Source organism: Micromonospora sp. NPDC051141 (assembly GCF_044455765.1).
GTDB lineage: Bacteria > Actinomycetota > Actinomycetes > Mycobacteriales > Micromonosporaceae > Micromonospora.
On sequence record NZ_JBITFD010000002.1, the window covers coordinates 561,466 to 573,656 of the forward strand.

10 protein-coding genes are annotated in these 12,191 nt (G+C 72.4%); 7 read left to right on the top strand and 3 right to left on the bottom strand.

The features are described from left to right. The first annotated feature begins 202 nt into the window (after positions 1–202). The gene (locus ACIA6B_RS04930; protein WP_396771050.1) at positions 203–2,674 is read left to right on the top strand and encodes a RelA/SpoT family protein; all 2,472 of its coding nucleotides are present in this window, start codon (positions 203–205) and stop codon (positions 2,672–2,674) included. Positions 2,675–2,736: 62 nt separating this feature from the next. On the opposite strand, the gene ACIA6B_RS04935 is transcribed toward ACIA6B_RS04930, so the two are convergent. Next, complete coding sequence (locus ACIA6B_RS04935) at positions 2,737–3,573, bottom strand: peptidylprolyl isomerase (protein ID WP_281939664.1); 837 nt, start codon at positions 3,571–3,573, stop codon at positions 2,737–2,739. 82 nt (positions 3,574–3,655) lie between these two features. After that, complete coding sequence (locus ACIA6B_RS04940) at positions 3,656–4,507, bottom strand: peptidylprolyl isomerase (protein ID WP_396771052.1); 852 nt, start codon at positions 4,505–4,507, stop codon at positions 3,656–3,658. 258 nt (positions 4,508–4,765) lie between these two features. Between ACIA6B_RS04940 and ACIA6B_RS04945 the strand changes: the two genes are divergently transcribed. The 3 genes from ACIA6B_RS04945 to ACIA6B_RS04955 are packed head-to-tail and all read left to right on the top strand — an operon-like array spanning position 4,766 to position 7,842. Then, complete coding sequence (locus ACIA6B_RS04945; RefSeq protein ID WP_396771054.1) at positions 4,766–5,479, top strand: MBL fold metallo-hydrolase; 714 nt, start codon at positions 4,766–4,768, stop codon at positions 5,477–5,479. Between the two features lie 41 nt (positions 5,480–5,520). Beyond that, positions 5,521–6,855 (top strand): histidine--tRNA ligase, encoded by a 1,335-nt coding sequence (gene hisS, locus ACIA6B_RS04950; protein ID WP_396771056.1) that lies wholly within the window; start codon positions 5,521–5,523, stop codon positions 6,853–6,855. Positions 6,856–6,906: 51 nt separating this feature from the next. Beyond that, positions 6,907–7,842: an acyl-ACP desaturase gene (locus ACIA6B_RS04955; protein WP_396771058.1), complete on the top strand. Its 936-nt coding sequence runs from the start codon at positions 6,907–6,909 to the stop codon at positions 7,840–7,842. A gap of 150 nt (positions 7,843–7,992) precedes the next feature. Here ACIA6B_RS04955 and ACIA6B_RS04960 read toward each other — a convergent pair whose 3' ends face one another. Continuing rightward, on the bottom strand, positions 7,993–8,499 hold the full coding sequence (locus ACIA6B_RS04960; protein ID WP_396771060.1) for a PaaI family thioesterase: 507 nt from the start codon (positions 8,497–8,499) through the stop codon (positions 7,993–7,995). A gap of 56 nt (positions 8,500–8,555) precedes the next feature. Between ACIA6B_RS04960 and ACIA6B_RS04965 the strand changes: the two genes are divergently transcribed. From ACIA6B_RS04965 to ACIA6B_RS04975, 3 genes are all read left to right on the top strand, one after another. Further along, positions 8,556–9,029: a winged helix-turn-helix transcriptional regulator gene (locus ACIA6B_RS04965; RefSeq protein WP_396771062.1), complete on the top strand. Its 474-nt coding sequence runs from the start codon at positions 8,556–8,558 to the stop codon at positions 9,027–9,029. A 213-nt stretch (positions 9,030–9,242) separates the two neighbouring features. Continuing rightward, positions 9,243–10,289: a S1 family peptidase gene (locus ACIA6B_RS04970; RefSeq protein ID WP_396771064.1), complete on the top strand. Its 1,047-nt coding sequence runs from the start codon at positions 9,243–9,245 to the stop codon at positions 10,287–10,289. A gap of 274 nt (positions 10,290–10,563) precedes the next feature. Beyond that, a complete protein-coding gene (locus tag ACIA6B_RS04975; RefSeq protein ID WP_396771066.1) occupies positions 10,564–12,177 on the top strand; it encodes an MFS transporter in 1,614 nt (537 codons plus the stop codon). Positions 12,178–12,191 lie beyond the last annotated feature (14 nt).

The window sequence follows — 12,191 nt, forward strand, 5'->3', positions numbered from 1 at the left end:
CCCCGGCACCGACCGTCCGGGGGAGCGGCGGCGTGCCCTGCCTACGGGTAGCATTGCCCTTTGCCTGAGCGGGCGGGCGACCGTCCGCGGGCCGCCGGGGCCGAGCCCCGGTGACCGGCGCGGAACAACACCGGCCCCCGGGTCGGTTGGATCAGACGTCGGCCGGACGGCCGGCGCATCCCGGCGAACGGTGAGGAGGCCGGTGTCCCACGATGTCGTCCCTCCGGTGGAGGGCACGGTGCACCCGACAGGCGACGCGGACGGCTCGGTGACCGAGCGCGACGGCAACCCATCGGTCGGGGCGATCGACGCCACCGACGGCACGCCGGACGCACCGGCCGACGGCGGTGGGGTCGTGGTGCCGTTCCCGACCGACGGCCCCGATGACCCCGGGTCCGGCGGCGGGTTCGCGCTGTCCAACGCGCCGACCGGCCGGCGGGTCCGCGCCCGGCTGGCCCGGTTCAACGCGCCCTGGCAGACCTCCCAGGTCAGCGAGGTGCTGGAGCCGCTGATCGCGACGCACCGGGTGAACCACCCCAAGGCCGACGCGCGGCTGTTGCAGCGCGCCTTCGACACCGCCGCCCGGTGGCACTCGGGGCAGTACCGCAAGTCCGGCGACCCGTACATCACGCACCCGCTCGCGGTGGCGACGATCCTCGGCAATCTGGGCATGGACACCACGACGCTGGTGGCGGCGCTGCTGCACGACACGATCGAGGACACCGAGTACACCCTCGATGCGATGCGCGCCGACTTCGGCGGCGAGGTCGCGCTGCTCGTCGACGGTGTCACCAAGCTCGACAAGGTCAAGCTGGGCGACGCGGCCAAGGCGGAGACGATCCGCAAGATGGTCGTGGCGATGGCCAAGGACCCGCGGGTCCTGGTGATCAAGCTGGCCGACCGCCTGCACAACATGCGGACGCTGACCTTCCTGCCCCGCCCCAAGCAGGAGCAGAAGGCCAAGGAGACGCTGGAGATCCTCGCCCCGCTGGCGCACCGCCTCGGTATGAACACCATCAAGTGGGAGCTGGAGGACCTGGCCTTCGGGACGCTGTTCCCGAAGCGGTTCGAGGAGATCAACCGGCTGATCGGGGAGCACCAGCCGCAGCGCGAGGCGCTGCTGCGCCAGGTGACGCAGAAGGTGCAGACCGACCTGAAGGCCGCCAAGATCAAGGCGGAGACCACCGGGCGGCCGAAGCACCTCTACTCGATCTACCAGAAGATGATCGTGCGGGGGCGCGACTTCAACGACATCTACGACCTGGTGGGTGTGCGGATCCTGGTCGACACGGTGCGCGACTGCTACGCGGCGCTGGGCGTCATCCACGCCAACTGGCAGCCGGTGCCGGGCCGGTTCAAGGACTACATCGCCATGCCCAAGTTCAACATGTACCAGTCGTTGCACACGACTGTCATCGGGCCCACCGGCAAGCCGGTGGAGATGCAGATCCGCACCTACGCGATGCACCGTACGGCCGAGTTCGGCATCGCCGCGCACTGGAAGTACAAGGAGCACAAGGGCACCCAGGTGGTCGGCCCGCCGGCGCACATCGACGAGATGACCTGGCTGCGGCAGTTGCTGGACTGGCAACGGGAGGCGGCCGACCCGAGCGAGTTCCTGGACGCGCTGCGGTTCGACCTGTCCAGCCAGGAGGTGTACGTCTTCACGCCGAAGGGCGACGTCATCCCGCTGCCGACCGGGTCGACGCCTGTCGACTTCGCGTACGCGGTGCACACCGAGGTCGGGCACAAGTGCATCGGGGCGCGGGTCAACGGCAAGCTGGTGCCGTTGGAGTCGACGCTGTCGAACGGCGACGTGATCGAGATCTTCACCTCGAAGTCCGACACGGCCGGTCCGACGCAGGACTGGCTCGGCTTCGTCAAGAGCCCGCGCGCCCGCACGAAGATCCGCCAGTACTTCAACAAGGAGCGGCGCGAGGAGGCGATCGAGGCCGGCAAGGACGCGATCGTCAAGGCGATGCGCAAGCAGGGCATGCCGTTGCAGCGGATGCTCACCTCGGACGCGCTGATGGCGATCGCCCGGGATCTGCACCTCGCGGACGTGGCCTCGCTCTACGCGGCGGTCGGCGACAGCCAGGTCTCCGCGCAGTCGGTGGTGCAGAAGCTGATGGCGTCCTACGGCGGCGAGGAGGGCGCGGCGGAGGACATCGCCGAGACCGCCGTCGCCACCCGGCCGCCGCGTAGCCGGCAGAGCAGCGCCGACCCGGGTGTGGTGGTGCGCGGCGTCAGCGACGTCTGGATCAAGCTGGCCCGCTGCTGCACGCCGGTGCCGCCGGACTCGGTGTTCGGTTTCGTCACCCGCTCCGGCGGGGTCAGCGTGCACCGCGACGACTGCGCCAACGCCGAGGACCTGCGGGCCCAGCCCGAGCGGGTGGTGGAGGTGAGCTGGAAGCTCACCTCGGCGTCCACGTTCCTGGTCGCCATCCAGGTGGAGGCGCTGGACCGGCACAAGCTGCTCGCCGACGTCACCCGGGTGCTCTCCGAGGAGCGGGTGAACATCCTCTCCGCGACGGTCACCACCACCCGGGACCGGGTGGCGGTCAGCCGGTTCAGCTTCGAGATGGCCGATCCGAAGCACCTGGGGCACCTGCTGGCCGCGGTGCGCAAGGTCGACGGCGTGTTCGACGCGTACCGGGTCACGTCCGGGGCCTGAGCGGGGACGTACGAGAAAACGCCCGCCGGTCGAGCCGGCGGGCGTTTTCTCGGTGACGCGGGTCAGCCCTGGATGTCGCTCAGGCTCACCTTGGTCATGACGATCTCCTTCTTCGGGTGACCGCCGCCGGCCTGCTTCGCGAACGCGCCGTCGTCACCGGCCGCGGCGACCTGCTTCACCACGTCCATGCCGCCGGTGATGGTGCCGAGCACGGTGTAGTTCGGGTCGAGCGGGGAGTCGCCGTACACGATGAAGAACTGGCTGCCGGTGCTGCCCGGCTGGCCGGAGTTGGCCATCGCGATGACGCCCTCCGGGTACGGCGGGCGCTTGTTGGTGGGCAGGTTCTCCTCGGCCAGGTTGTAGCTCGGCCCGCCGGTGCCGTCGGTGTCCCGCCAGCCCTTCCCGGTAGCGCTCGGGTCGCCGCACTGGAGCACCTTGATGCCCTCGGTGACCAGGCGGTGGCACTTGGTGTTGTCGAAGAAGCCCTTGCTGGCCAGGTGCGTGAAGCTGCCGGCGGTGCAGGGCACCAGGCTCCGGTCCAGCGTCGCGGTGATCGGGCCCAGGTTGGTGTCGATCGTCATCGTCTGGGTGCCCTTGTTGGCCTGCTGCGTCGGCGGCATCCCGACGTCCTTGATCTGCGCCGGCCGGCCCTCCTTGGGCACCTCGTTGTAGGTGCACTGGGCGAAGCCGGCCGCGGTGCCGGCCTGCTCCTTGTCGTCGTCGTCGCCGAGCGACGTGGCCAGCCAGACGGTGCCGGCCACCACGAGCACCAGCACGGCCGCGGCGCCGGCGATCGCCTGCGTCTGCCGGCGCTTGCGGGCCTTGCCGGTCCGCTCGGCCATCTCCCGTTCGAGCCGGGCCCGCGCCGCCGCCCGCTGGCGGTCTCTGGTGGACGTCACGGTCACTCCTCACCTGCTGTGCATCGGGTAACGGCGTCGCGCGCCGTCGAGTCAGGGTGGGTCGGGGCCGACCCGGGGTGGATCAACCGGCGCTGGGGCTGCTCGCCGGCGCGGCGTTCGGCTCGCCGACGGTGAGGCTCTGGATCACCACGTCCGTCTTCGGCTTGACCTTCGCTCCGCTGCCATTGTCCACGGTCGGGAGCTTGCCGATCTTCTCCACCACGTCCAGCCCGCCGGTGACCCGGCCGACGACGCTGTAGGCCGGCTTCGCCGGGCTGAAATCCTTGAAGAAGATCAGGAACTGGCTGCCGTTGGTGCCCGGCGGGTTGCCGACCAGGGCGACCGTGCCCTTCGGGTAGACCGGCGGCTGCCCCGGCGCGGGGGAGGCCGACGGGCTCGCCTCGGGCGCGGTGGGGACGTTCTCGTCGTAGAACGAGTAGGTCGGCCCGCCGATCCCGGTGCCGCTCGGGTCACCGCAGCGCAGCGCGCCCTCGGTGGTGATCTCGTGGCACTTGGTGGTGTCGTAGAACTTCCGGCTCGCCAGGTGGGCGAGGCTCGCGCCGCCGCAGGGCGAGGCAGCCAGGTCCAGGTCGACGGTGATCGGCCCGCCCTGGTTGGTGGTCACCGTCATCGGCCGCGTGCCCGAGGTGGGCAGGCCCTTGGTGGCCGGCGTGCCGACGTCCTTGAGGTTGGCGTTCGCGGCGGCGTCCTGCGGGGTCCAGAGGCAGGTGTCCTCGGCGGCCTGCTTCTTCGGCTCCGAGTCGAACGCGCCGAGCGCCCAGGCCGAGCCGGCCACGATCAGCACGAGCACCACCGCGGCGCCCACACCGGCCTGGATCTGCCGGCGGCGCTTCGCGACCGCGGCCCGCCGGGCGAGTTGCCGGTCGAGCTTGGCCCGCGCCAGTTTGCGCTGCCGGTCCCTGCTGGAAGCCACAGGTGCTCCCCTTCCTCTGCCTGATCGTCGCCGGCGTCCGGGCGCCGCCCGCCGTCCTCGGTAGGGGTGCGCCACGCCACACGCCCGCCAGAGTGTACGGCTACCGACTGGGAAAGTGGTGTACGAGGTCCGGCCTCGCCTTATCGGGCGTTGTCACTGGGGCCGGTGAGGCGTACGACACGGTGGCGGGCGAAACCTGTTCGCCGGTACGACTAGGCTGCTGAACGAGGACGACGACCGGACGGAGAGGGGACGGACGTGCTCGTGGCCGGCTTTCCCGCGGACGCCTTCGGCACCAACTGCTACGTGGTGGCGACCGGGCCGGGGGAGCAGTGCGTGGTGGTCGATCCCGGCATCGGGGTGATCGACCGGCTCGACGCCGTGCTCGCCGAGCACCGCCTGCACCCGGCCGCCGTGCTGCTCACCCACGGCCACCTCGACCACACCTTCTCGGTGGCGCCGGTCTGCGGCGCGCGCGGCATCGCCGCCTACGTCCACCCCGAGGACCGCGAGTTGCTGGCCGACCCGTCCAAGGCGCTGTCCATGGACCTCACCGCGCTCTTCGGCGGGCGGCTGCCGTACGCCGAGCCGGACGACGTGGCCGAGCTGACCGACGGCGCGACGCTGGCGCTGGCCGGGCTGGAGATCACCGTCGACCACGCCCCGGGCCATACCGGCGGGTCGGTGCTGTTCCGGATGCCCGGCGCCGGCTCGCCCTGGGAGGCCGACGAGATCTGCCTCTCCGGTGACGTGCTCTTCGCCGGCTCGATCGGCCGCACCGACCTGCCGGGCGCCAGCATGCCCCGCATGCTGGCCAGCCTCCGGGAGAAGGTCCTCCCGCTGGCCGACGACACCGTCGTCCTGCCCGGCCACGGCCCCGCGACCACCATCGGCCGCGAGCGCGCGAGCAACCCGTACCTCGTCGAGGTGTCGGGGTCCGCGCGCCCGGCCGCGCCCACCCGAGGCCTCTAGACCCTCACCCGCGCCCCGCGCGGGTGCCCAAGGAGTACGCCATGAGCAAGCCCACGCCCATCTCCGGTTTCCCCGAGTGGACGCCGGCGCAGCGGATGGTCGAGCAGTTCGTGCTGGACCGGATCCGCGCCACGTTCGAGTTGTACGGCTTCGCGCCGCTGGAGACCCGGTCGGTCGAGCCGCTGGACCAGTTGCTGCGCAAGGGGGAGACCTCGAAGGAGGTCTACCTGCTGCGCCGGTTGCAGGCCGACGTCGACGGCCCGGCCGGCGACGACGCGCTCGGCCTGCACTTCGACCTGACCGTGCCGTTCGCCCGCTACGTGCTGGAGAACGCCGGCAAGCTCCAGTTCCCGTTCCGCCGCTACCAGATCCAGAAGGTGTGGCGGGGCGAGCGCCCGCAGGAGGGCCGCTACCGGGAGTTCCTCCAGGCCGACATCGACATCGTCGACCGGGACACGCTGCCGGCGCACTACGAGGCCGAGATGCCGCTGGTCATCGGTGACGCGCTGCGGTCGCTGCCCATCCCGCCGGTGCGCATCCAGGTCAACAACCGCAAGATCTGCGAGGGCTTCTACCGGGGCGTCGGGCTGACCGACCCGGAGGCGGCGCTGCGGTCCGTGGACAAGCTCGACAAGATCGGTCCGGCGCGGGTGGCCGAGCTGCTGGCCGAGACCGCCGGAGCGAGCGAGGCGCAGGCCAAGGCGGCCCTGGCGCTGGCCGAGATCTCCGCGCCGGACGCCTCGTTCGCCGACGCGGTGCGCGCCCTCGGCGTCGACGACCCGCTGCTCGACGAGGGCATCGCGGAGCTGACCGCCGTGGTGGAGACCGCCGCCGCGCACGCGCCCGGCCTCTGCGTCGCCGACCTGCGCATCGCCCGCGGGCTCGACTACTACACCGGCACCGTCTACGAGACCCAGATGATCGGGTACGAACGGTTCGGCTCGATCTGCTCCGGCGGCCGGTACGACAACCTGGCCAGCGCCGGGAACGTCCGGTTCCCCGGGGTGGGCATCTCGATCGGGGTGACCCGGCTGCTCGGCCTGCTCTTCGGCGCCGAGGCGCTGACCGTGTCCCGGTCGGTGCCGACGTGCGTGCTGGTCGCGGTCACCGCCGAGGAGGACCGGGCGGCCAGCGACGCGGTCGCGGCGGCGCTGCGCTCCCGGGGCGTCCCCACCGAGGTGTCGCCGTCCGCGGCGAAGTTCGGCAAGCAGATCCGGTACGCCGAGCGGCGGGGCATCCCGTACGTCTGGTTCCCCGGGGCGGACGGCGACGAAGTGAAGGACATCCGGTCCGGTGACCAGGTGGCCGCGACCGCGGGCGAGTGGACCCCGCCCCGGGCGGACCTGAAGCCGCTGGTCGGCGGCGCTGGCGTCTGACGACGATTCGACCTACGGTGGCGTAAGTTACGCCACCGTAGGGAGAACGTCGTGTCCGTGCTCAGTCAGACCGCTCTGCTCACCGAACTCGAACCGGTCGTGGAGAAGAACCTCGACCGGCATCTGTCGCTGGCCAAGGAGTGGTTCCCGCACGAGTACGTGCCGTGGAGCGACGGGCGCACGTTCGACGGCCCGCTCGGCGGCGAGGCGTGGTCGGAGGCCGACTCGACGCTGCCCGAGGCGGCCCGCACCGCGCTGATCGTCAACCTGCTCACCGAGGACAACCTGCCCTCCTACCACCACGAGATCGCCAGCCTGTTCGGGCGGGACGGCGCGTGGGGCACCTGGGTGCACCGGTGGACCGCGGAGGAGGGGCGGCACGGCACCGCCATCCGCGACTACCTCACGGTGAGCCGGGCGGTCGACCCGGTGGCGTTGGAGCGGGCCCGGATGGTGCACATGTCCGCCGGTTACCGCAACGTCCACGACGACGAGGTGCTGCACTCGCTGGCGTACGTGTCGTTCCAGGAGTTGGCCACCCGCATCTCGCACCGCAACACCGGCCGGGCCACCGGCGACCCGGTCTGCGAGGCGCTGCTGTCCCGGGTGGCGGCGGACGAGAACCTGCACATGGTCTTCTACCGCAACCTGCTCGCGGCGGCGTTCGAGCTGGCGCCGGACCAGGCCATGCGGGCGGTCGCCGACGTGCTGGCCGACTTCCAGATGCCGGGGGTGGGCATCGACGGCTTCGCCCGCAAGTCGGTGGCGATCGCGCTGGCCGGCATCTACGACCTGCGCCAGCACCGTGACGAGGTGGTGGTGCCGGTGCTGCGCCAGTGGAACCTGTTCGAGGTCACCGGCCTGACCGGCGACGGCGAGGCCGCCCGCGAGCAGATCGCCGCCCACCTGGACATGCTGGAGACCCAGGCGGCCCGCTTCGAGGAGCGTCGCGCCGCCCGCGCCGCCCGCCTCACCCCCACCCCCTGACCCACCCCCACACCCCACACCCCACACCCCCACCTTCTTGCTGATTCACGGAAAGAGTGGCTGTCCGGCCGCGGATGGCCACTCTTTCCGTGAATCAGCGCGGCGCAGTGGGTGGGGGAGGGGGAGGGGAGGGGAGGGGAGGTGGGTGGGTCAGGGGGTTTCGAGGGGGAAGAGGAGGCAGGTGGAGGTGGCGTGGGCGACCAGGCGGTCGGCCGGGTCGGTCAGGCGGGCCTCGGCCAGCGCGGTGCGGCGGCCCCGTTGCAGCACCGTGCCCTCGCAGCGCAGCATGCCACTGGTCACGGTGACCGGCCGGAGGAACTTCACGTTGAGGTCGAGCGAGGTGTAGCCGACGCCGGCCGGCAGCGTGGTGTGCACGGCGCAGCCGGCGGCGGTGTCGAGCAGGGTGGAGAGGACGCCACCGTGCACCGTGCCGAGCGGGTTGTAGTGGAACTCCTGCGGCAGCAGCTCGACGACGACGCGACCCTCGTCGGCCGTCATCCGCGCCATGTCGATCAGGTGCATGACCGGCGGCGCGGCCAGCTCGCCGGCGATCATCGCGCGCAACAGGTCCAGGCCGCCGCGCCGGCCGACGTGGGCCGCCCCGGCGACCGGGTCGGACCAGGTGAACGTGCGGCTGCGCTCCTGCGTCTCGCTCATGGACCCAGCCTCGCAGCACGTTGCTGAGTCTGTCAATCAGACCTAGCCTGGTCGGCATGAGGCCTGCGGCACTGGACTGGTCGGTGGAGAACTGCACCATCGCGCGCGCCATGGAGATCCTCGGCGAGCGGTGGACCGTGGTCGTGCTCCGCGAGGTCTTCAACGGCGTACGCCGCTTCGACGACATGCGGGTGCGCACCGGCATTCCGCGTCAGGTGCTGACCAGCCGGCTGTCCATGCTGGTGGAGCGCGGCGTCCTGCGGCGGGAGCCGTACCGCGAGCCGGGCAGCCGGCTGCGGCACGAGTACCGGCTCACCGCGATGGGACTGGACCTGTGGCCGGTGCTGGTGGCGGTGCTCGGGTGGGGCGACCGGTACCTGGCCGATCCGGAGGGCCCGCCGCTGACCGTGGCGCACCGCGACTGCGGCGCCGAGGTGCGGGTGGCGCTGCGCTGCGCCGAGGGGCACGACGTGACCGAGCCGCGGGACGTCCGGCCCGTCCCCGGTCCGGGCGCGCGTCGTCGTGGCTGAGCAGGGCCGCGTCGGGTCTGACACCTGGTGACGATGTTGTTGCTGCGGCGTTACATGCGGCGGCGGTGCGAATCCGGTCAAACGCATGTCTTGTTTACGATCTTAAATGTGTGAATACTTTGGGCAGCCCGGACGGTTTCCCCAGGTCGCCCGGGTTGTCCTCGGGCGTTTCCCCATGACAGCGCCCGTTCACCCCCATCCGGAGGTTGTTACATGCGACCCACGAGGTCCACGCTCCGTCGCGCCGCCGCCGTCGCCGTCGCCGGTACCCTGGTCACCGGCTCGCTCCTCGGCGCACCCGCTCAGGCCGCCCCCTCGCCCGCCTCGCCCGACGCCGCCGCCTCCCTCGTCGCCAAGCTCGGCGACCGCGCCGCCGGCACGTACGCCGACGCCAGCGGCAAGATGGTCGTCACCGTGACCGACGCCGCCGCCGCCCGCCAGGTGCACGCCGCCGGCGCCGTGCCGAAGCTCGTCACCCGCGGCGCCAACCAGCTCAAGGCCGCCACCAGCGAGCTGGAGCGCTCCGCCAAGATCCCGGGCACCGCCTGGTGGACCGACGCGGCCACCAACCAGGTCGTCGTCTCCGTCGACAGCACCGTCACCGGCGCCAAGCTGGAGCGGGTCAAGGCCGCCGCCGCCCGCACCGGTGGCGCGGTCCGCATCGAGGCCGAGGCCGGCACGCTGACCACCCGGATCTCCGGCGGCCAGGCCATCTACACCGGCGGCTACCGCTGCTCGCTCGGCTTCAACGTGCGCAGCGGCTCGACGTACTACTTCCTGACCGCCGGGCACTGCACCAACCTGGGCTCGACCTGGTACTCGAACTCCGGCCAGACCAGCGTCCTCGGCACCCGGGCCGGCACCAGCTTCCCGGGTAACGACTACGGCATCGTCCGGCACAGCAACTCGGCCAACGCGGCCGGCAACGTCTACCTCTACAACGGCAGCTACCAGGACATCACCACGGCCGGCAACGCGTACGTCGGCCAGTCCGTCCGCCGTTCCGGCAGCACCACCGGCCTGCGCAGCGGCAGCGTCTCCGCCACCAACGCGACGGTCAACTACGCCGAGGGCAGCGTCTCCGGCCTGATCCGCACCAACGTCTGCGCCGAGGGTGGCGACAGCGGCGGCTCGCTCTTCTCCGGCAGCACCGCGCTCGGCCTCACCTCCGGCGGCAGCGGCAACTGCTCCTCCGGTGGCACCACCTACTTCCAGCCGGTCACCGAGCCGCTCAGCGTCTACGGCGTGAGCGTCTTCTGATCCGCACCGCGTGAACGGGCCGCCGGGTGACCGGCGGCCCGCTCCGTGTGCGCCGGGGTTCGACCGTGTGCACCGGGGTTCGGCGCGTGTACCAGGGATTCGGCCGCGTGCACCGGGTTCGGCCGTGGCACCGGGGTTCGGCGCGTGTACCGGGGGTTCGGCCGTGTGCGCCGGGGTTCGGCCGCGTGTACCGGGGGTTCGGCCGCGTGCGCCGGGCTTCGGCCGGTCGGCGGGGCGGGGAGTGCCGGGCCCCGGACCGGGTAGGTATCGGCCGGTGAGCGCCTCCCCGACCGACGTGACCGACGTGACCGACCGGCAGCCGTCCGCCTGGGCGCCGCTGCGGTCGGCCGCGTTCCGCAGCCTCTGGCTGGCGGTGCTGGCCAGCAACATCGGCACCTGGATGCAGACCGTGGGCGCGCAGTGGCTGCTGGTCGACGCCCCGGGCGCCGCCACCCTGGTCTCGCTGGTGCAGACCGCCAGCATGCTGCCGGTGCTGATGCTGGCGCTGCCGGCCGGCGCGCTCGCCGACACGTTCGACAGGCGACGGCTGCTGATCGCCGTGCAGTGCTTCCTGGCCGCCGTCGGCGTGCTGCTCACCGTGCTGACCGCGGCCGGCCGGATGCCGCCGGCGTTGCTGCTCACGCTCACCTTCGGCCTCGGCGTCGGGCAGGCGCTCACGCTGCCCGCCTGGCAGGCGGTGATCCCGGAGCTGGTGCCCCGCTCACAGCTCGTCTCCGCCTCCGCGCTCGGCTCGATCAGCGTCAACCTGGCCCGTTCGGTCGGGCCGGCGGTCGCCGGCGTACTGGTGGCCCAGGCCGGCGTGGCGGTGGTCTTCGCGGTCAACGCGGTCTCGTTCGCGATCTTCGCGGTGACGCTGGCGCGGTGGCGCCCGCCACACCGGGAGCAGGACGCCGCGCCGGAGCGGTTCACCGCGGCGCTGCGCGCCGGCGGTCGGTACGTGCGGCACTCGCCGGTGGTCCGCCGGATCCTGCTGCGCGCCGCCCTGTTCGTGGTGCCCGGCAGCGCGTTGTGGGCGCTGCTGCCGCTGGTCGCCAGCCGCCGCCTCGGCCTCGGCGCGGGCGGCTACGGCGTGCTGCTCGGCGCGCTCGGCGTCGGCGCGGTGGCCGGCGCGCTGGTGCTGCCCCGGGTCCGCCGGGTGCTCTCCAGCAACCACCTGTTGCTCCTGGCCGGCCTGCTGTACGCGGCGGTGCTGGCGACGCTCGCGCTGGTGCCGGTGCCGGGGGTGGCGGTGGTCGCGCTGGTGCCCGCCGGGCTGGCCTGGATGACGGTGCTGTCCAGCGTCAACGCCGCCATGCAGCTCTTCCTGCCCGGCTGGGTACGCGCCCGCGGCCTGTCGGTCTACCAGATGGTGTTCGCCGGCGGTCAGGCGCTCGGGGCGGTCGCCTGGGGCGCGCTCGGCGAGTTCACCGGCCTGGTCGGCGCGCTCACCGTGGCTGCCGCGCTGATGGCGGTCGGCGCGCTGAGCGTGCTGCTCTGGCCGTTGCGGGAGACCCGGGGCGTGGACCGCGACCCGGCCGTGTACTGGCCCGAGCCGCACCTGACGCTGGAGCCACCGGCGCGGGGCGGGCCGGTGCTGGTCACCGTCTCGTACACGGTCCGCCCCGAGCGGCAGGCCGAGTTCGTCGAGGCGATGCGCGCGGTGGGCCGGTCCCGCCGGCGTACCGGCGCGATGCGGTGGGGGCTGTTCCGGGCCGGGGAGCGGGCCGACGGTTTCGTCGAGGTGTACCAGGTGCCGACCTGGGAGGAGCACCTGCGCCAGCACGGCGGCCGGCTCACCGGCGCGGACCGGGTGGCCGAGGAACGGGCCCGGGCGCTGGCCGAGGACGACGTCCGGGTCAACCACCTGCTGCCGGCCGAGCCGGAGTGACAGGCGTCGGACGG